Source organism: Lysobacter xanthus (genome assembly GCF_047159895.1).
In genome coordinates this window covers 1-20,050 of sequence record NZ_BAAGAB020000033.1, presented here as the reverse complement: position 1 = coordinate 20,050, position 20,050 = coordinate 1, and the positions used below count along the sequence as shown (strand labels likewise).

The 20,050-nt window shown below is 70.1% G+C and carries 17 protein-coding genes; 6 read left to right on the top strand and 11 right to left on the bottom strand.

What is annotated here, in order from left to right; all coding sequences use genetic code 11:
- Window positions 1-38: 38 nt before the first annotated feature.
- The 9 genes from ACY35P_RS09550 to ACY35P_RS09510 form a co-directional block, all read right to left on the bottom strand.
- Complete coding sequence (locus ACY35P_RS09550) at window positions 39-1,973, bottom strand: potassium transporter Kup (protein WP_462115602.1); 1,935 nt, start codon at window positions 1,971-1,973, stop codon at window positions 39-41.
- 26 nt (window positions 1,974-1,999) lie between these two features.
- The gene (gene ruvA / locus ACY35P_RS09545; protein ID WP_462115601.1) at window positions 2,000-2,596 is read right to left on the bottom strand and encodes a Holliday junction branch migration protein RuvA; all 597 of its coding nucleotides are present in this window, start codon (window positions 2,594-2,596) and stop codon (window positions 2,000-2,002) included.
- 151 nt (window positions 2,597-2,747) lie between these two features.
- On the bottom strand, window positions 2,748-3,275 hold the full coding sequence (ruvC, locus tag ACY35P_RS09540) for a crossover junction endodeoxyribonuclease RuvC (protein ID WP_462115600.1): 528 nt from the start codon (window positions 3,273-3,275) through the stop codon (window positions 2,748-2,750).
- Window positions 3,276-3,289: 14 nt separating this feature from the next.
- The gene (locus ACY35P_RS09535; RefSeq protein WP_462115599.1) at window positions 3,290-4,021 is read right to left on the bottom strand and encodes a YebC/PmpR family DNA-binding transcriptional regulator; all 732 of its coding nucleotides are present in this window, start codon (window positions 4,019-4,021) and stop codon (window positions 3,290-3,292) included.
- A 90-nt stretch (window positions 4,022-4,111) separates the two neighbouring features.
- A complete protein-coding gene (locus tag ACY35P_RS09530) occupies window positions 4,112-4,741 on the bottom strand; it encodes an alpha/beta fold hydrolase (RefSeq protein ID WP_462115598.1) in 630 nt (209 codons plus the stop codon).
- Window positions 4,741-5,154, bottom strand: coding sequence for a lysozyme inhibitor LprI family protein (locus ACY35P_RS09525; protein ID WP_462115597.1), 414 nt, complete (start codon window positions 5,152-5,154; stop codon window positions 4,741-4,743). Before ACY35P_RS09525 ends, ACY35P_RS09530 begins: the two co-directional genes overlap by 1 nt.
- Window positions 5,151-5,672 carry a GNAT family N-acetyltransferase gene (locus ACY35P_RS09520; protein ID WP_462115596.1) on the bottom strand — a complete coding sequence of 174 codons (522 nt, stop codon included), beginning with the start codon at window positions 5,670-5,672 and terminating at the stop codon, window positions 5,151-5,153. The genes ACY35P_RS09525 and ACY35P_RS09520 overlap by 4 nt, the downstream gene beginning before the upstream one ends.
- Window positions 5,669-7,441 (bottom strand): aspartate--tRNA ligase, encoded by a 1,773-nt coding sequence (gene aspS / locus ACY35P_RS09515; RefSeq protein WP_462115595.1) that lies wholly within the window; start codon window positions 7,439-7,441, stop codon window positions 5,669-5,671. Before aspS ends, ACY35P_RS09520 begins: the two co-directional genes overlap by 4 nt.
- Window positions 7,442-7,603: 162 nt before the next feature.
- Complete coding sequence (locus ACY35P_RS09510) at window positions 7,604-7,933, bottom strand: FmdB family zinc ribbon protein (RefSeq protein ID WP_462115594.1); 330 nt, start codon at window positions 7,931-7,933, stop codon at window positions 7,604-7,606.
- Between the two features lie 89 nt (window positions 7,934-8,022).
- On the opposite strand from ACY35P_RS09510, the gene ACY35P_RS09505 reads away from it, so the two are divergent.
- Window positions 8,023-8,742, top strand: a complete 720-nt coding sequence (locus tag ACY35P_RS09505; protein WP_462115593.1) for an SIMPL domain-containing protein — start codon at window positions 8,023-8,025, stop codon at window positions 8,740-8,742.
- A 6-nt stretch (window positions 8,743-8,748) separates the two neighbouring features.
- Here the strand turns inward: ACY35P_RS09505 and ACY35P_RS09500 are convergent, their stop codons facing one another.
- On the bottom strand, window positions 8,749-10,590 hold the full coding sequence (locus ACY35P_RS09500) for an ABC-F family ATP-binding cassette domain-containing protein (RefSeq protein WP_462115592.1): 1,842 nt from the start codon (window positions 10,588-10,590) through the stop codon (window positions 8,749-8,751).
- A 119-nt stretch (window positions 10,591-10,709) separates the two neighbouring features.
- Here ACY35P_RS09500 and ACY35P_RS09495 point away from each other — a divergent pair, with 119 nt between their 5' ends.
- Window positions 10,710-12,377 (top strand): monovalent cation:proton antiporter-2 (CPA2) family protein, encoded by a 1,668-nt coding sequence (locus ACY35P_RS09495; protein ID WP_462115591.1) that lies wholly within the window; start codon window positions 10,710-10,712, stop codon window positions 12,375-12,377.
- A 63-nt stretch (window positions 12,378-12,440) separates the two neighbouring features.
- Entirely contained in the window at window positions 12,441-13,163 is a 723-nt protein-coding gene (locus ACY35P_RS09490) for an NAD-dependent deacylase (RefSeq protein WP_462115590.1), read from the top strand.
- 30 nt (window positions 13,164-13,193) lie between these two features.
- Here the strand turns inward: ACY35P_RS09490 and clpB are convergent, their stop codons facing one another.
- Window positions 13,194-15,776: an ATP-dependent chaperone ClpB gene (clpB, locus tag ACY35P_RS09485; protein ID WP_462115589.1), complete on the bottom strand. Its 2,583-nt coding sequence runs from the start codon at window positions 15,774-15,776 to the stop codon at window positions 13,194-13,196.
- Window positions 15,777-15,926: 150 nt separating this feature from the next.
- Between clpB and otsB the strand changes: the two genes are divergently transcribed.
- The 3 genes from otsB to otsA form a co-directional block, all read left to right on the top strand.
- On the top strand, window positions 15,927-16,697 hold the full coding sequence (gene otsB / locus ACY35P_RS09480; RefSeq protein WP_462115588.1) for a trehalose-phosphatase: 771 nt from the start codon (window positions 15,927-15,929) through the stop codon (window positions 16,695-16,697).
- Window positions 16,694-18,466: a glycoside hydrolase family 15 protein gene (locus ACY35P_RS09475; RefSeq protein WP_462115587.1), complete on the top strand. Its 1,773-nt coding sequence runs from the start codon at window positions 16,694-16,696 to the stop codon at window positions 18,464-18,466. Before otsB ends, ACY35P_RS09475 begins: the two co-directional genes overlap by 4 nt.
- 83 nt (window positions 18,467-18,549) lie before the next feature.
- The coding region (gene otsA, locus ACY35P_RS09470) for an alpha,alpha-trehalose-phosphate synthase (UDP-forming) (RefSeq protein ID WP_462115586.1) at window positions 18,550-20,050 on the top strand (1,501 nt) is incomplete at its 3' end.

The following is a 20,050-nucleotide window of genomic DNA, read 5'->3' as shown; positions in this document are numbered from 1 at the left end:
CGGGATTATGGCTCGGCGCCGCTCACCCGGTGCGACGGTCAGATCTCGACCTGCGCGCCCAGCTCGACCAGGCGGTTGCCCGGGATGCGGAAGAAGGTGGTCGCCGGCGCCGCGTTGCGATGCATGAGGGCGAACAGCTTGTCGCGCCACAGCGGCATGCCCCGGTGCTTGCTGCCGACGATCGTCTCGCGACTCGCGAAGTAGGTCGTTTCCATCGGGTCGAAATGGATGCCGCCCTTGTCGCACGACCGCATCAGTGCCAGCGGCACGTCCGGCGTCTCCATGAAGCCGAACTTGAGAGTGACCCGATAGAAGTTCTCGCCGATCGAGTCGATGCGCAGCTTCTTGTCCCGCGGCGCGACGGGGACGGTCATGGGTTCGACCGTCAGGAAGACGTTCCGCTCGTGTAGCACCTTGTTGTGTTTGAGGTTGTGCAGGAACGCCTGCGGCACCACCCCCTTGTCGGCGGTGAGAAACACCGCGGTGCCGGGCACGCGCACGGGAGGCGACAGCATCAGGCCGGGAAGGAAGACGTCGATCTGGATGCCGTCCTTGCGCACTTCCTCACGAAGCAGCGCTCGGCCGCGGCGCCAGGTCCGCATCATCGTGAACGCCAGGATGCCGACGATCAGCGGCACCCATGCACCGATGCCGGTGAACAGCTTCGTGCCGTTGGCCACGAGGAAGGCGACGTCGATGACGAGGAACAGCGCGCACAGCGGCAGCACCCAGCGGCGGGACTTCTCCCACCGCGTGTAGGCGACGACGGCAAGCAGCAACGTATCGATCAGCATCGTGCCCGTGACCGACAGGCCATAGGCGGTCGCCAGCGCGGTAGCGCTGCCGAACGAGAGGGTGAGGATGATCACTGCACCCAGCAGCATCCAGTTGATCGACGGCACGTAGATCTGGCCGATCGTCGAACGCGAGGTGTGCTTGATCGACAGGCGCGGCAGGTAGCCGAGCTGCACGGCCTGACGCGTCACCGAGTAGGCGCCGGTGATCACCGCCTGCGAGGCGACGGCCGCGACGACGGTGGCGAGGCACAGCATCGGGATCTGCGCCCAGGCGGGCATCGACATGTAGAAGGGGTTCTCGACCGCCTGCGGGTTGCGCAGCAGCACCGCGCCCTGCCCGAAGTAGTTCAGCACAAGCGCCGGCAGCACGAAACCGAACCAGCCCCAGCGGATGGGCCGCTTCCCGAAGTGGCCCATGTCGGCGTACAGCGCCTCGCCGCCGGTGATGGTGAGCACCACCGCGCCGAGGATGAAGAGCGAGTGCGAGCCGTGCGTCGCGAAGAACGTGAGCGCCCAATGCGGGCTCAGCGCCGCCAGCACCGAGGGATTGGAGGCGATGTTCCAGATGCCCAGCGTGGCGAGCACGATGAACCACGCGACCATCAGCGGCCCGAAGATGCGGCCGACGCGTTCGGTGCCGAAACGCTGGAAAGCGAACAGCGCGACGAGGATGACGAGGCTGATCGGCACGACCCAGTGCGCGAACGCCGGCGAGATGACCTCCAGGCCGACGACCGCGCCCAGCACGGTGATCGGGGGCGTGATCATGCCGTCGCCAAAGAACAGCGAGGCACCGAAGATGCCGAGGATGCCCACCAGGTAGCTGAGCCGGGAGCCCTCCTTCAGCGACCGCTGGGCCAGCGCGGTCAGCGCCATGATCCCGCCCTCGCCCTCGTTGTCCGCGCGCATGATCACGATCACGTACTTCAGCGTGACCACCAGCATCAGTGCCCAGAAGCCCAGCGAGAGCAGGCCCTTCACCGTATCGCCGTCGGGCTGCAGGCCGTAGTGCGGGTGGAACATCTCCTGGATCGTGTAGAGCGGGCTCGTGCCGATGTCGCCGAAGACCACGCCGACGGCGCCCACCACGAGCGACGCGAGCCCCGCTTGGGCATGGCCGTGCGCGACGAGATGGCCGTCGGGAGAATGCGGTGATGGGGCTGCGGAAGCGGTCATCGAACGTCCTGGAGGGGATCCGGGGCTCAACGGAGCGCGGACTGTAGCGCCTTGCGGATGATGGTCGCGGTGTCGTCGCCGGGCTGCGTGGCGTCCTTCGCCATGCGCGCCGCTTCCGCCGGCTTGTAGCCCAGCTGCTGCAGCGCCACGAGGGCTTCGGTCTGCGGATCGGCCGGGATGCCGGTATTGACCCCGAGCGTCGGCCCGATGCCCGCGAGTTCCGCCGCGCGATCGCGCAGCTCCACCACGATGCGCTCGGCCGTCTTCTTGCCGATGCCAGGGATGCGCGTGAGCGCGGTGACGTCCCCCGCCTGCACGAGGCGCGCGAATTCGTCCACGCTGACGGCGGACAGGATGGCCAGCGCGATCTTCGCGCCGATGCCCGTCACCTTCTGGACGTCGCGGAACAGCCGGCGCTCGCCCTCGCGCAGGAAGCCGTACAGCGCGACGCTGTCCTCCTTCTGCGCGTAGTGCGTGAAGAGCACGACCTCGCGCCCGGCCTCGGGCAGGTCGTAGAAGGTGCTCATCGGGGCCTCGAGCTCGTAGCCGATGCCGCCGGCCACCTCGACCATCAGCCACGGCGGTTGCTTGTGCACGAGCACGCCGCGCAGGCGGCCGATCATGCGCCGGCCCCCGTGGAATTCAGTGCGGCGGGCCTGGCGCCCGCGCTGGCGATCTGTCGCATCGGTCCCGTCCGGTCCGGGCCATGCCCGCGCCGGCCACCCGGCGGCGCGCATTGTGCGCCCTTCGCAGCCACGGTGGCAGGCGGGCGTCTCAACGGCCGCGCCGGCGCAGCTGGGCCACGCCCACGCCGGTACGCCCGGCCGTGGCCGCCATGTGGGCATGGGTCAGCGCGACCGCCAGTGCGTCGGCCGCGTCCGCCTGGAGCTTCTGCTCCGGGATGTTCAGCAGCAGCCGCACCATGTGCTGCACCTGCTGCTTGTCCGCCGCGCCCTTGCCCACCAGCGACTGCTTGATGAGCCGCGGCGCGTACTCGCTGACCTTCAGCCCGCGTCGCACCACCGTCGCGATCGCCGCGCCCCGCGCGTGCCCGAGCTTCAGCGCGCTGGTCGCCGACTTGTCCATGAAAACCGTTTCGATCGCGACCTGGTCCGGCTTCCATTCGTCGATGAGCGCGTCGAGCCCCTCGCACAGCAGGCCGAGCCGCTGCGGGAAGTCCTCGGCGTCGAGCAGTTTGAGGGTGTGCGCGGACACGTAGGCGCACTTGCCCGTCGCGTCGACGTCGACGAAGCCGACGCCGGTGCGCTGCGAGCCCGGGTCGATGCCGAGGATGCGGATCACGATGGCCTGCGCCCTCAGGCGTAGGCGTCCTCGCCGAGCTCGGCGTTGGAGTAGACGTGCTGCACGTCGTCCATCTCCTCCAGCCACGCGAGGAGCTTCGCGACCTGCTTTGCGGTGTCGCCCTCCACCTTCACCATGTTCTCCGCGCGCATCGTCACCTGCGCCTCGCCCGGCGCGAGGCCCGCGGCTTCCAGCGCGGCCTTGACGTCGGCGAACGACTCCGGCGCCGTCAGCACGTCGATCGAACCGTCCTCGGGGTAGACGACGACGTCGTCGGCACCCGCGTCGATCGCGGCTTCGGTGATGCGGTCCTCGTCGGCGCCTTCGCCGAACCAGATCACGCCGCGCTTGTGGAACATGAAGGACACCGAGCCGTCGGTGCCGAGGTTGCCGCCGTGCTTGGAGAACGCATGGCGCACGTCGGCGACGGTGCGCACCTTGTTGTCGGTCAGGCAGTCGACGATCACGGCCACGCCGCCGGGCGCGTAGCCCTCGTAGCGGATCTCCTCGTAGGTCACGCCCTCGAGTTCGCCCGTGGCCTTCTTGATCGCGCGCTCGATCACGTCCTTCGACATGTTGACGTCGAGGCCGCGATCGATCGCGGCGCGCAGGCGCGGATTGCCGGACGGATCGCCGCCGCCCATGCGCGCGGCGACGCCGATCTCGCGGATGACCTTGGTGAAGATCTTGCCGCGAATCGCATCGACGGCATTCTTGCGGGCTTCGATCGAGGGACCACGACCCATCGGGCACTTCCGGACGGCGGGAGACGAGCCGGCGATTTTACCGGATCGGCCGACCGCGGCCGCTTCCCGCGGGCGGGCCGGCTGGACGGTTCAGTGCCGGAAACGCCCGTCGCGCAGGAAGGCCACCACCTGGTCGGCGACCGGCGCCGAGAAGATCAGGCCGGTGTGGCTCGAGTGCATCACCACGTGGTCGACGATGCCCGGCAGCCGCGTCTCCACCACGCCGACGGCCCCGTCGTTCGCGCCTTCGACGCGACCGAGCATGCTGCCGAGGCCGATCGGCCGGTCCCCGGCCACCACGCCTACCTCGGCACGGCCCCGCCAGGGCCGGCAGCCGCGATGGAGGAACTGGCGGCTGTGGCCGAGCGCGGCACCCAGCACCGGGAGGCCATCCAGGCGCGACGCGGCGAGGCTGCCGCACAGCGGCGAGCCGAGGCAGACGACCCGCTGCACCGGGAGATCCGGCTCGGCTTCGAGGGCTTCGAGCGCGACCAGCCCGCCGAGGCTGTGGGCCACGACGTGGCAGTCGCCCGCGCGCATCGTCCGCGCCACCTGCCGCACCACCGCACGCGCCGGGCCGCGCACGCTCGGATAGCCGATGCGTTCGGGCGCGAAGCCGGCATGCTCGAGGCGGCGCGCGAGCACCGCCATCGCGGCGGGCCGCATCCACAGGCCGTGCAGGAGCAGGACGCGGCGCACCGGCGAGCTCGCCGACGGCATCACAGCGCGCCGTCGACCTCGTGCAGGTCGCGCACGAGCGATTCCAGCGTTTCCGCACGCTCGGCCGTCATCCGCAGCATGCAGTCGTTCCCCATCACGTGCGCGAGGGAGCCGCCGTCCGGATCGGCTACGAAGCCGCATTCGGAATCGCGAAAGGCGATCCATGCCCGCTGCGCCGCGGTGAGCGACGCGCGACGGGTGGCGGGCAACGCGCGCGACGCCGCGCGGTATGCGGCATTGAGTCGCGCGTCCTGCACGCGATGCTCGGCCCCGATGCAGTCGAGCATCGTGGCCGTCACGCCCCCAGCGCGCGTCATGCAGGCCTGCAACGCCGGCGAATCGCCCGGCTCGGCGGCGTGCGCCGGCGCCAGCAGCGCGACGACCAGGATGAGGCCCGCGAGACGCCGCGTCACGGCGCCGCCGGACGGCGCAGGATGAATTCGAGGTCGACGACGCGACCCACCGGAAAACCGTACGTTCCGACCTTGTCGAAGCCGTAGCGCCCGTAGAAGCGCTGCGCGCCGGCGTTCTCGCTCCAGACGCCGACCCACAGCGTGCGCGGGCCGTCGCGGAGCAGCCAGTCCATCGCGGTGCCCATCAGCCGCGCACCCTGCCCGCCCGACTGGAACTCGCCGAGCACGTAGAGCCGCTTGATTTCGCCGTCGCCCGGCGCGACGTCCGGATGCGGCAGGCCGCACGGGCCCGCGGCGCAGTGGCCGACGGCGCGGCCGTCGGCCTCCAGCAGCCAGACCGCATAGTCGGGATGGGCGAGGATCACCGCCTGCTTGTCGACCGCGTACGCATCCTCGAGGAAGGCGTCGAGATCCTCGCGCTCATACAGGTGGCCGAAACTCTCGACGAAGGTCGCGGTGGCGAGCGCCGACAGCGTCCGTGCATCGTCGACCGTCGCGCGGCGGATCGACGGGCTCACTCGCCCTTCGCCTCGCGCGGCCGCACCGCGACGTGCACCTCGGCCAGCTGCTTGTCCGGGATCGGCGACGGCGCGCCGGTCATCAGGCACTGGGCCGAGGTCGTCTTCGGGAACGGGATGACGTCGCGGATCGATTCCGTGCCCGCCATCAGCGCGGCGATGCGGTCGATACCGAAGGCGATGCCGCCGTGCGGCGGAGCGCCGTAGCGCAGCGCCTCGAGCAGGAAGCCGAACTTGAGCTCAGCCTCCTCGCGGCCGATGCCGAGCAGGTCGAACACCGCCGACTGCATCGACGAACGATGGATGCGGATGGAGCCGCCACCGATCTCGTTGCCGTTGAGCACCATGTCGTAGCCGCGCGAGACCGCCGTCGCGGCGTTCGCACGCAGGTCGCCCTCGTCGTCGATCTTCGGCGCGGTGAAGGGATGGTGGAGCGCCACGAAGCGCTGCTCCTCCTCGTCCCACTCGAACATCGGGAAGTCGGTGACCCACAACGGGCGCCAGCCGTCCTCGACGAGGCCGAGGTCGCGACCGAGCTTCAGGCGCAGCGCGCCCATGAAGTCGGAGGCGGTCTTGTACGTCGCCGCACCGAAGAAGATCGCGTCGCCGGTGTTCGCGCCGGTCGCGCGCAGGATCGCGTCGAGCGTAGCGTCGTCGAGGAATTTCGCGATCGGCGAGTTGATCCCCTCGCGGCCCTTCGACGCGTCCTCGACCTTCATCCACGCGACCCCCTTCGCCCCGTACTTCGCGGCATGCGCACCGAGTTCGTCGATCTGCTTGCGCGAGAGCTGCGCGCCGCCGGGCGCACGCAGCGCGACCACGCGGCCGTCGGCGTGGTTCGCCCAGTCGGTGAACACCTTGAACTCGCAGCCCTTGACGAGTTCCGCGATGTCGGTGAATTCCATGGCGATGCGCAGGTCCGGCTTGTCGGAACCGTAGCGGCGCATGGCCTCCGCGTACGTCATGCGCGGGAATTCCGCATCGAGTTCGACGCCGACGGTGTCGCGGAAGACGCTGCGGATCATGTCCTCGACCATGTCCTGCACGTCGCGCTCGGACACCCACGCGAACTCCATGTCGAGCTGCGTGAACTCGAGCTGCCGGTCGGCGCGCAGCGCCTCGTCGCGGAAGCAGCGCGCGATCTGGTAGTAGCGGTCGAAGCCCGCCATCATCAGGATCTGCTTGAAGAGCTGCGGGCTCTGCGGCAGCGCGTAGAACTCGCCCGGATGCATGCGCGCCGGCACGAGGAAGTCACGTGCGCCTTCGGGCGTGGCCTTCGTCAGGATCGGGGTCTCGATGTCCTGGAAGCCGCGCTCGTCGAGGTAGCGGCGCAGCGATGCGACCAGCTTGATGCGCGTGCGCATCATCGCCTGCATCTCCGGGCGGCGGAGGTCGAGGTAGCGGTACTTGAGGCGCGTTTCCTCGCCCGCGTTCTCGTGCGCATGGAACGGCAGCGGGTCGGCCTTGTTCAGCACATCGATCGCGGTCGGCACGATTTCGATACGGCCGGTGCGGATCTTGTCGTTCGCGGCGTAGCGCTCCCGCACCGTGCCGGTGACGCGCACGGCGTCCTCGTTGCCGAGGTCGGCGGCCGCCTTGAACAGCTCCGGCTGGTCGCTCTCGACCAGCACCTGCACCACGCCCTCGTGGTCGCGAAGATCGATGAAGGTCTGGTGGCTCTGGACACGCGCACTGTTGACCCAGCCGCACAGGGTCACGGTCTGGCCGATCAGGCGCTCGTCGACGAGGCCGCAGAAATGGGTACGCATGGAGGCTCCGGCGGCACCCCGGCGCGGGGTGCGAATGAGCCCACTAGTTTAGCGGGGCGCCGCGATCGAAGGCGGCCCGCGGCACAGCTCGGCGCGCCGCCGCGCGGCCGACGACCCGCTTGCCGCCTCCAGCGCACGGGCAGGCAGGCATGAGGCCGTGGATCAGGGCGTCGACGGCTTCGGCGGCGGAGCCGCGGGTGCGGCGGCCGGCTTGGACTCGGTCGCGGGCGCCGCGGCGGGCTTGGACTCCCCGCTCCCGCCGTCCTTCGGGGCCGCACCGTCGCCGGCGAGGTTGCGCTTGCGGTCCCCGTCCTTCTTGAAGTCGGTCTCGTACCAGCCGCCGCCGGCGAGGCGGAACTGGGGCGCGGTGAGCTGGCGTCGCACCTGCGGGGCACCGCACGCCGGGCAGTCGGTGGGGTCGGCGTCGCTGAGCTTCTGCAGGCGGTCGAAGCGGTGGCCGCAGGCGGCGCACTCGAAGGCATAGATGGGCATGGCGACAGGGTAACCGGGACTGCCGCGGCATTTGGGGATCGCCGCCGTGCCCTTCAAGGCTTACCCTGCCCATTCAGGGAGGATGTCCGATGCGCGATTCGATTCGACTGGGGGCCGCGGTGATCCTCGCGGCCGGGCTGGCGACCGCGGGCTGGTTCGCCGCGCAGGGCATGGCGCGACTGCGCACGCAGGACCGCTACGTGACGGTCAAGGGTTCGGCCGAGCGCACGGTGGACGCCGACCTCGTGGTCTGGCCGCTGCCGCATTCGGTGAGCAGCACCGAGCTCGCGGAGGCGCAGCGTCGGCTCGATGCGAACACCGCGGCGATCCGCCGCTTCTTCACCGATGCCGGCTTCGCGGCCGACGAGGTGATCGTCTCGCCGCCCCGGCTCGAAGACCGTTGGGCGTATGCCTACGGCGAGAATCGCGCGCCCGAGCGTTACCGCTTCTCGACCACGGTGACCCTGCGCACGGAGAAGGTCGCACAGGCGCTGCGCGCCCTACGTCGCGCCGGCGACCTCGTCTCGCGCGGCGTGCTGATCGGCGGCGAAGGCGGCGAAGGCACGAGCGCCGGCGGCCCGCAGTTCGACTACACGAAACTCAACGCGATCAAGCCAGAGCTGATCGCGGAGGCGACCGCGAATGCGCGTCGCTCGGCCGAGCAGTTCGCGAAGGATTCCGGCGCGCGCCTCGACGGCATCCGCACCGCCAACCAGGGCGTGGTCTCGATCGAGGACCGCGACGCCGGCAGCCCGCAGATCAAGAAAGTGCGGGTGGTGACGACGGTCGAGTACTTCCTGCGCGACTGACCCGGCTCAGGCCGCGTCGTAGAGCAGCAGCAGGTCGGCTTCGGCCTGTTCCAGCTGGCGCGCGACACCCGCGCGGTCCTTCGAGATGCGGGCGGCGTCCGCGAAGTGCGCGGGATCCGCCAATCGCGCATCGAGCGCCTGCAGCTTCGCCTCGAGCTCGGCCACCCTGGCTTCCGCCGCGGCGAGCTTGACCGGATTGGTATTCCTGCCGCCCTTCGCGGGCGCGGGAGGCGCCGCCACCGGTGCCGGCGCCGGCTTCGTCGACTTGCCCTCGTCGGGATCGCGCGTGCGCAGCCAGACCGCGTACTCGTCGAGGTCGCCGTCGAACGGCTGCGCGATCCCGCCGGCCACGCGCCAGAACGTGTCGCAGACGAGGCCGATCATGTGGCGGTCGTGGCTGACCAGCACGATCGCACCGTCGAAATCCGACAGTGCCTCGGCCAGCGCCTCGCGCATGTCGAGGTCGAGGTGGTTGGTCGGCTCGTCGAGCAGCAGCACGTTCGGCTTGCGCCAGGCGATCATCGCCAGCGCGAGGCGCGCGCGCTCGCCGCCCGAGAACCCATCGACCGGCTCGAACGCGCGATCGCCGGGGAACTGCCACTTGCCGAGGAAATCGCGCAGCTGCTGCGTGGCGACGCCCGGGGCGAGCTTGGACAGATGGTCGATCGGCGTCTCGCCTTCGCGCAGCGATTCCACGGTGTGCTGCGCGAAGTAGCCGATGCGCAGGTCCGGATGCGCGGCGCGCTCGCCGGCCAGCAACGGGATCTCGCCGACCAGTGTCTTCACCAGCGTCGACTTGCCGGCGCCGTTGGGGCCCAGCAGTGCGATGCGGTCACCCGCCTCCAGGCGGAAGGTGACGTCGCCGAGGACCTGCGTGGCGCCGTAGCCGCAGTCGGCGTGGTTGAGCGCGAGCAGCGAGTGCGGCAGGCGATCGGGCACCGGGAAATCGATGTGCAGCGAGCGCTCGGCGCGCACCGCTTCGGTGCCGGCGAGCTTGGCGAGGCGCTTCATGCGGCTCTGCGCCTGCTTGGCCTTGCTGGCCTTCGCCTTGAAGCGGTCGATGAAGCTCTGCAGGTGCGCGCGCTCGGCCTGTTCCTTCTCGAAGGCGATCTGCTGCTGGCGCAGCTGCTCGGCGCGCTGGCGCTCGAAGTCGGTGTAGTTGCCCGTGTAGAGCTTCGCCGTGCCGGAATGCAGGTGCAGCACGTGGCTGCAGATGCCGTCGAGGAACTCGCGGTCGTGCGAGATCACGAACAGCGTGCCGGGATACTTCAGCAGCCACGCTTCGAGCCACAGCACCGCGTCGAGGTCGAGGTGGTTGGTCGGCTCGTCGAGCAGCAGCAGGTCGCTCGGCGTCATCAGCGCACGCGCGAGGTTCAGCCGCACGCGCCAGCCGCCGGAAAACGTCTTCACGGGACGATCGTGCGTGTCGGCGCTGAAGCCGAGGCCGTGCAGCAGCTTGCCGGCGCGTGCTTCCGCGTCGTAGCCGCCCACTTCCTCCAGCCGGTGATGCGCCTCAGCGACGGCTTCCCAGTCCTCGCGCGCGACCGCATCGCGCTCGGCCATCACGGCCTCGTGGACGACGCGGTCGCCGGAGAGCACGAAGTCGAGGGCGGGGTCGTCGAGCGCCGGGGTCTCCTGCGCGACGCTGGCGATGCGCGCGCGGCCGGGGATGTCGATGTCGCCCTTGTCGGGCTCCACCTCGCCCTGCAGCGCGGCGAACAGCGAGGACTTGCCCGTGCCGTTGCGGCCGACCACGCCCACGCGCCAGCCGGCGTGCAGGGAGAGGTCGACGTTGGACAAAAGCAGCCGCTCGCCCCGGCGGAGGGCGAAGTCACGAAATCCGATCATGCGGGCATTGTACCGGCACGCTCCGGCCTGCCCGCGCGCACGCCGCTGCGACGGCGAGCGGTTAAGGTGATGAACGGACCCGCCTGCGCGGCATCACGCGCCTTCACGACGGAGCCCTCGTGCACCAGACCTCGCTCATCGCCCTGCTCGTCGCCGGCTTCGTGCTGGCCTTCCTGTTCGGCGGGCTCGCCCATCGCCTCAAGCTGTCGCCGCTGGTGGGCTACCTGCTCGCCGGAGTCTTCATCGGTCCGTTCACCCCGGGCTTCATCGCCGACGCCTCGCTGGCCCCGCAGCTCGCCGAGATCGGCGTGATCCTCCTGATGTTCGGCGTCGGCCTGCATTTCTCGATGCGCGACCTGATGGCGGTGAAGGGCGTCGCCGTGCCCGGCGCGCTGGTGCAGATCGTCTTCGTGAGCGCACTGGGTTGGGGCCTGGCGCGCTCCTTCGGCTGGTCCAACGGCGCGGGCATCGTCTTCGGCCTCGCCCTTTCGGTGGCGAGCACCGTGGTGGTGCTGCGCGGGCTGGAGGAACGGCGCCTGCTCGACAGCAGCCGCGGTCGCATCGCGGTGGGCTGGCTGATCGTGGAGGACCTCGCGATGGTGCTCGCGCTCGTGATGCTGCCGGCGCTCGCGGGCCGCGGCGAGAGCGGCGGACTCACCGGTGCACTGCTGCTCACGGTCGCCAAGGTGGGCGGCTTCGCGGTGTTCATGATGCTGGTGGGCCGTCGGGTGATCCCGAAGATCCTCGAACGCGTTGCCGGCACCGGCTCGCGCGAGCTGTTCACGCTCTGCGTCCTCGCGATCGCGCTGGGCGTCGCGTTCGCCTCGGCCGAACTGTTCGGCGTTTCGTTCGCGCTGGGCGCGTTCTTCGCGGGCCTGATCCTCAACGAGTCCGAATTCAGCCATCAGGCGGCGAACGAGACGCTGCCGCTGCGCGATGCGTTCGCGGTGCTGTTCTTCGTTTCGGTCGGCATGCTGTTCAATCCGTCGATCCTCGTCGAGGAGCCGATGCGCGTGGTGGCGACCGCCTCGCTGGTCGTCGTGGGCAACGCGCTCGCGGCCTGGGGCGTCGCGCGCGTCGTGGGCCGCAGCGGGACCACCGCCGCGCTGCTCGCCGCGAGCCTGTGCCAGATCGGTGAGTTCTCCTTCATCCTCGCCGGCCTCGGCGTCTCACTCGGCATGCTGCCGCGCGAAGGGCAGGACCTCATCCTCGCCGCGGCGATCGTCTCGATCGTCTTCAATCCGGTGCTGTTCAAGCTCTACGACCGGTATGTGACGCAGCGCGAGCGGGCGCATTCGACGCCGGGCGAAGTGATGCTGCCGCCGCTGCCGGAAGGCGGCCTGCCGCACGTGATCCTGATCGGCTACGGGCGCGTCGGCAGCGAGCTGGGACCGCTGCTCGCGGCGCAGTCGGTGCCGGTGGTGGTGATCGACGACGATGCGCCGCGCGTGCAGAGCGCGCGCGACGCCGGCATCCCGGCGATTCGCGGCCACGCCGCGAATCCGGCCGTGCTCGCCGAAGCGCGACCGGAAATCGCGCAGATGGCGCTGGTGGCGATCCCCAACGCGTTCGAGGCCGGCGAGATCGTCGAGCGGCTGCGGGCGTCGAACCCGGCGATCAGCATCATCGCGCGCGCGCATTCGGATTCGGGCGTGCGCTACCTCATCGAGCGGGGCGCGGACGGCGCCGTGATGGCCGAACGCGAGCTCGCGCACAGCCTCGCCGAGATGGTGAATGCACTTCCGGCGTTCCGTGGCGCCCGTCCGCTGCCGTCGGCGACCGGCTGACGGCCCGACGGCAGGCACACGTCGCGCGGGCTAGCCTGCGCCCACCACCCCACCGGCACGCCGATGCGCATCGTCTTCCTTACCGGCGCCGGCATGTCCGCCGAGAGCGGCGTACCGACCTTCCGCGACGCGCTCACCGGACTGTGGGCGCGCTTCGACCCCGAGCAGCTCGCCACGGCGGCCGCGTTCCGCCGCGATCCGGATCTCGTCTGGGGCTGGTACCGCTGGCGGGCCGCGCAGGTCGCGGGCGTGGCGCCCCATGCGGGGCATCGCGCGATCGCGGAACTCGAACGCGCCGGCCTGCACGTCGACGTCGTCACGCAGAACGTGGACGACCTGCACGAGCGCGCCGGCAGCACGCGGGTCCGGCACCTGCACGGCCACCTGCTGCGTTCGCGCTGCATCGACTGCGCTGCGCGGCAGGTGCCCGATCCGATCCTGGCGGCGTACGCGCCGGGCGACGAGGGCCGTCGCGAGCCGCCGCCACGCTGCGACGCCTGCGGCGGCGCGTTCCGCCCCGACGTCGTCTGGTTCGGCGAAGCCCTGCCGGACGAGGCGTGGAACGCGGGCGTCGAGGCCCTGCACCGCGCGGAGCGTGTCGTCGTGGTCGGCACGTCGGGCCTCGTGCAGCCGGCCGCGTCGCTCCCCCGGCTCGCGCGCGAACTCGGCCGGCCGGTGCTGGAGATCAATCCCGTGCCGAGCGGCGTGACCGCGGACGTCGACACGCACTGGCCGATGCCGGCGAGCACCGGCCTCGTGCGCCTGCGCGACGAACTGCTGGGCTAGGGCGGCCGCCTCGCGACGGCCGCCTTCCGCTTACGCGTGATCGAAGGCCAGGTGCCCGCCTTCGGTGCGAACGCGCACGGTCTCGCCTGTCGCGAACTCGCCGGACAGGATCTTCTGCGCCAGCGGGTTTTCCAGCTGCTGCTGGATCGCACGCTTGAGCGGCCGCGCGCCATACACCGGATCGAAACCTACGTTGCCGAGCAGCGTCAGCGCCTCGTCGGTCAGCTCGAGCTTCAGGCCGCGCTCGGCAAGACGCTTCTCCAGCCCGCGCAGCTGGATCTTCGCGATCTCGCGGATCTGCGCCTTGTCCAGCGGATGGAAGACGACGATGTCGTCGAGCCGGTTGATGAACTCGGGCCGGAAGTGGCCTTGCACCACCGCCATCACCGCGGCCTTCATCTGCATGTAGGACTCGGGCGTGTCGCCCGACAGCTCCTGGATCTGGTGCGAGCCGAGGTTCGACGTCATCACGATGACGGTGTTGCGGAAGTCGACCGTGCGGCCCTGGCCGTCGGTGAGACGGCCGTCGTCGAGCACCTGCAGCAGGATGTTGAAGACGTCCGGATGCGCCTTCTCGACTTCGTCGAGCAGGATCACGCTGTACGGACGACGGCGCACGGCCTCGGTGAGGTAGCCGCCCTCCTCATAGCCGACGTAGCCCGGAGGCGCGCCGACGAGGCGGCTCACCGCGTGCTTCTCCATGAACTCGCTCATGTCGATGCGCACCATCGCGTCGGTGCTGTCGAACAGGAACTCGGCCAGCGCCTTGCATAGTTCGGTCTTGCCCACGCCGGTCGGGCCGAGGAACAGGAACGAACCGCTCGGGCGGTTCGGATCCGAGAGGCCCGCGCGTGAGCGGCGCACCGCATCGGAGACGACCTTGATCGCTTCTTCCTGACCGACGACGCGCGCGTGCAACTGCGACTCCATCTTCAGCAGCTTGTCGCGCTCGCCTTCGAGCATCTTGCTGACGGGAATGCCGGTCCAGCGCGAGACGACCTCCGCGATCTCCTCGGCGGTGACCTTGTCCTGCAGCAGCGTGAAGCCGCGGGTCTCGGCCTCCTGCGCGGCGGCGAGCTGCTTCTCGAGCTCCGGGATGCGCCCGTACTGGATCTCGCTCATCCGCGCGTAGTCCTGCTTGCGCTGCGCGGCCTCGAGCTCCAGGCGCGCGGTCTCGATCTGTTCCTTGATCTTCGTGGTGCCCTGCACGCTGGCCTTCTCGGCCTTCCAGACCTCCTCGAGGTCGTTGAACTCGCGCTCGAGCGTGGCGATGTCGGCTTCCAGGTCGGCCAGGCGCTGCTTCGACGCCTCGTCCTTTTCCTTCTTCAGCGCCTCGCGCTGGATCTTCAGCTGGATCAGGCGACGCTCGCGACGGTCGAGCTCCTCGGGCTTGGAGTCGATCTCCATGCGGATGCGCGAGGCGGCTTCGTCCATCAGGTCGATGGCCTTGTCGGGCAGCTGGCGGTCGGCGATGTAGCGGTGGCTGAGCGTGGCAGCGGCGACGATCGCCGGGTCGGTGATCTCCACCCCGTGGTGCACGGCGTAGCGCTCCTTCAGGCCACGCAGGATCGCAATGGTGTCCTCGACCGACGGCTCGCCCACGAACACCTTCTGGAAGCGGCGCTCCAGAGCGGCGTCCTTCTCAACGTACTTGCGGTATTCGTCGAGCGTGGTCGCGCCGATGCAGTGCAGCTCGCCGCGCGCGAGGGCCGGTTTGAGCATGTTGCCGGCGTCCATCGCGCCTTCGGCCTTGCCTGCCCCGACCATCGTGTGCAGCTCGTCGATGAACAGGATGATCTGCCCTTCGTTCTTCGACAGGTCGTTGAGCACGGCCTTGAGCCGCTCCTCGAATTCGCCGCGATACTTCGCGCCGGCGATCAGTGCGCCCATGTCGAGCGAAAGCACGCGCTTGCCGCGCAGGCCCTCCGGCACCTCGTTGTTGATGATGCGCTGCGCGAGGCCTTCGACGATCGCGGTCTTGCCGACGCCAGGCTCACCGATCAGCACCGGATTGTTCTTGGTGCGCCGCTGAAGCACCTGGATCGTGCGGCGGATCTCCTCGTCGCGGCCGACCACGGGATCGAGCTTGCCGCCCTCCGCGCGCGCGGTGAGGTCGATCGTGTATTTCTCGAGCGCCTGGCGGGCGTCTTCGGCGTTCTCGTCCTGCACCTTCTCGCCGCCGCGCAGCTTGTCGATCGCGGTTTCCAGCTTGTCGCGGGTCGCACCGGTCGCCTTCAACGCGCGGCCGAGGTCGCCGCCGTCCTCCAGCGCCGCCAGCACGAACAGCTCGCTGGCGATGAACGAGTCGCCGCGCTGCGAAGCGAGCTTGTCGGTGACGTTGAGCAGTCGCGAGAGGTCGTTGCCGACGGAGATGTTGCCCGCCTGTCCCGTCACCTTGGGCAGCTTGTCCAGCGACTCCCCGAGCCGCTCGCGTAGCGCCGCGACGTTGACCCCGGCCTGCGACAGCAGCGGGCGCGTGCTGCCGCCCTGCTGGTCGAGCAGCGCGGCCATCAGGTGCACGGGCTCGAGCACGCTGTGGTCGCGCGCCACGGCGAGCGACTGCGCATCGCCGAGCGCCTGGTGGAAGCGGGAAGTGAGCTTGTCCATCCGCATGACGGGGTCCTCGGGAACGGGGCGGTCGGAACCGCGATGGCCGATAGATGCGGTCTATGCCGATCGATTCAAGCGCGCCCCGCCGCCGTTCAGCGGCGCGACGGCCGCTGTGCACCCGGTGCTTACGGGACGGTGGCCAGACTTCGCCGGATGAGTGCGACCGCCCCGCTGGCCCTGCCCGCCCCGCCGCCCGTCCAGTCCGACTGGGCGCTCTTCCTCGACGTCGACGGCTGCCTGCTCGATTTCGCCGACCGCCCGGAGGACGTGCGCGTCCCCGATGGCCTCGGCGAGGCGCTGGGCCGGCTGTCGGGTGCGCTCGGCGGCGCGGTCGCGTTCGTCAGCGGGCGCCGCATCGAGCAGGTGGACGCCCTGTTCGCGCCGCTGCGCATTCCTGCCGCGGGCCTGCACGGCCTGGAGCTGCGCGAGCACCCCGACCGCCTGCACCAGCCCGCGCCCGCGCCCGAAGAGCTGCAGCGCGTGCGCGAGGCGGCCGAGCACGTCGCCCAGGCGCACGAAGGCGCGCGCGTGGAGGACAAGGGCGTCGCGATCGCACTGCATTGGCGCGCGGCGCCGGCGGCCCGCTCGCCGCTGGAGGCGCTCGCGGCCGCCGCGCTCGCGAACCTGCCGGGTTACCGCCTGCAGCACGGCAGTTGCGTGGTCGAGCTGCGCCCGGCGCACGGCGACAAGGGCATCGCGCTCAAGCGGCTGATGGACGTCGCGCCGTTCGCCGGGCGGCGGCCCGTCTTCGCCGGCGACGACCTCACCGACGAGGACGGCTTCGTCGCCGCCAACATGCTCGGTGGCCTGTCGGTACGCGTCGGCGACCGCGAGCCGACTCACGCCACCCACACCTTGCCGGACACCGAGGCCTTGCGGCGCTGGCTGCTCGACGGCGCGCAGGCGCTGGCGGGTGGCGCATGAACAGCCTCGACCTCGGTCTCGTCGGCAACGGCAGCATCGGTGCGCTGGTCGACCGCGGCGGACGCATCGTCTGGGGCTGCGTGCCGGCGTTCGACGGCGATCCGACCTTCTGCGCGCTGCTCTCGCCGAACATCGATGGCGGCGACTTCGCGGTGGAACTCGCCGATTGCGTGGGCGTCGAGCAGCACTACGTCGAGAACACCGCGGTGCTGCGCACCGTGCTGCGCGACGCGCGCGGCGGCGCGGTGGAGATCCTCGACTTCGCGCCGCGCTGGAAGCAGTACGACCGCTTCTACCGTCCGGTGATGCTGATCCGCAGCGTGCGACCCCTCGCCGGCGAGCCGCGCGTGCGCATCCGCCTGCGGCCCCTCGCCGATTACGGCGCGCGGGTCCCGGAGATCACCTGGGGCAGCAACCACCTCCGCTACGTGCTGCCGGGCTTCACGCTGCGCCTCAATACCGACGCGCCGATCCGGATGGTGCGCGAGGAGACGCCGTTCCTGCTCGATCGCGAGCTGCATTTCATCCTGGGGCCGGACGAGACGTTCACCCGCCCGGTCGCGGACTACGCCCGGGAGGCCCGCGAGAAGACGATCGACTACTGGCGCGACTGGGTCCGCGCGCTGTCGATCCCGCTGGAATGGCAGGACGCCGTGATCCGCAGCGCCATCACGCTCAAGCTCTGCCAGTACGACGAGACGGGCGCGATCATCGCCGCGATGACGACGTCGATCCCCGAGTACGCGCACACCCAGCGCAACTGGGACTACCGCTTCTGCTGGCTGCGCGACGCCGCGTTCGTGGTGCGCGCGCTCAACCGCCTCGGCACCACGCGCACGATGGAGGAATACCTGCGCTACGTGTCGAACCTGATCCCCGAGGACGGCCACCTGCAGCCGCTCTACGGCATCGGCCTGGAGCGCGAGCTGCACGAGGAGGAGATGCCCACGCTGGCGGGCTACCGCGGCATGGGCCCGGTCCGCCGAGGCAACCTCGCCTGGGTGCAGCCGCAGCACGACGTCTACGGCAGCGTGGTGCTCGCGTCGACGCAGCTGTTCTTCGACCGTCGCCTCGACCTGCCCAGCGGCATCCCGCACTTCCAGCGGCTCGAGCGCCTCGGCGAGCGCGCCTACGAGCTCTACGACCAGCCCGATGCCGGCCTGTGGGAGTTCCGCGGCCGCGTCGAGGTGCACACCTATTCGGCGGTGATGTGCTGGGCCGCCTGCGACCGCCTGGCGAAGATCGGTGCGGCGATCGGACTCGTCGACCGTTCGACCTTCTGGCGCGAGCGCGCCGACCGCATGCATGCCCGCATCACCGAACTGGCGTTCGACCCGGCACGCGGGCACTTCGTCGAAGGCACGCACAGCGGCCGCATGGACGCCGTGCTGCTGCTGCTCGCCGACCTCGGCTTCGTGCAGGCCTCCGACCCGCGCTTCGCGGCGACGGTCGACGCGGTCGGGCGCGAGCTGCGCCGCGGCGACGGCATCCTGCGCTACGTCGCGCCGGACGATTTCGGCGTGCCCGAGACGAGCTTCACCATCTGCACGTTCTGGTACGTCGATGCGCTCGCCGCGGTCGGCCGCACGCAGGAGGCGCGCGAACTGTTCGAGCGCGTCCTCTCGCGCCGCAACCACCTCGGCCTGCTGTCGGAAGACCTGTCGCTGGAAGGCGCCGAACTGTGGGGCAACTTCCCGCAGACGTATTCGCACGTCGGCCTGATCAATGCGGCGATGCGGCTCAGCCGCCCGTGGGAAGACGCCACCTGAGCCGTTTCACGGCCGATTCACCCGGCCGCAATGGGCGCTCGGCCATCCTCGACCGCAGGGATTGAAAGCCGCGAAGGAGCTTCATGGGACGCCTCGTCGTCGTCAGCAATCGTGTCGCCTTGCCCGAGGAGTCGCGCGCGGGCGGACTGGCGATCGCGCTGCTGGATTCGCTGCGCGAGGAAGGCGGCCTGTGGTTCGGCTGGAGCGGCCGCATCGATCCCCACGCCTCGGGACGCATGCACGAGCAGCAGGAAGGCAACATCCGCTTCGTCACCATGGACCTGTCGGAGCAGGACCACGAGGACTACTACAACGGCTTCGCCAATCGCACGCTGTGGCCGCTGCTGCACTTCCGCATGGACCTGGTCGACTACGACCGCGGCACGTACGCCGGCTACCAGTGCGTCAACGCGTTGTTCGCGGGCAAGCTCGCGCCGCTGCTGCGCGAGGACGACCTCGTCTGGATCCACGACTACCACCTGATCCCGCTCGCGAAGCTGCTGCGCGAACGTGGGGTCAAGTGCCGCATCGGTTTCTTCCTGCACGTGCCGATGCCGTCGTCGGACCTGCTCGCGGCGTTGCCCAGCCACCAGCGGCTGTTCGAGGGCTTGTCGTCCTGCGACCTCGTGGGCTTCCAGACCGAACGCGACCTCGAACGCTTCCAGGATTACGTGCGCCTGTTCGGCCGCGGACGCGTGGTCGAACGCGGCCTGCTGGAGGCGCCGAACGGGCGCCGCTTCCGCGCAGGCGCGTTCCCGATCAGCATCGACACGCGACGCATCGCCGAGCTCGCGGAGGAATCGGCCGCCAAGCCCAACGTCAAGAAGCTCACGGCCAGCATGTCGGGGCGCGAACTGGCCATCGGGGTCGATCGTCTCGATTATTCCAAGGGCCTGCCGGAACGGTTCAAGGGCTTCGCGAACTATCTGGAGCGTTATCCGCAGCAGCGGGGCGAGCTCACGTTTCTGCAGATCGCCCCGGTCTCGCGCGGTGACGTCGCCGAATACCAGGAACTGCGCGAGGAACTCGAACAGTTGTCGGGCCACATCAACGGGCGCTTCGCCGAGCCGGACTGGACGCCGGTGCGCTACGTCAACCGCAACTATCCGCATTCCACGCTGACGGGCTTCTACCGCCTCGCGCGCGTGGGCCTCGTCACGCCGCTGCGCGACGGCATGAACCTCGTCGCCAAGGAATACGTGGCCGCACAGGATCCCGAGGATCCGGGCGTTCTGCTGCTGTCACCCTTCGCCGGCGCCTCGCGCGAGCTGGAAGGCGCGCTGGTGGTGAACCCCTACGACCTCGACGGTGCCGGCGACGCCATCGCGCAGGCGATGACGATGTCGCTCGCCGAGCGCCGCGAGCGCTGGCAGGGCATGTTCCGCTACCTGTGCGAGCACGACGTCACTAACTGGCGGCGCAGCTACCTGCAGGCACTGCGCAGCGCGCGCGCGGATGCCGCCGAAGCCGTGGAAGCCGACGACGCGTCCAGGTCCGGCCACTTGCGCGTCGATGGCGACGGCGCGCCGCGTCCGGAACGCCGCTCCGGCACCGACCGGCGTGTTCCGCGTACGACCGACCGAC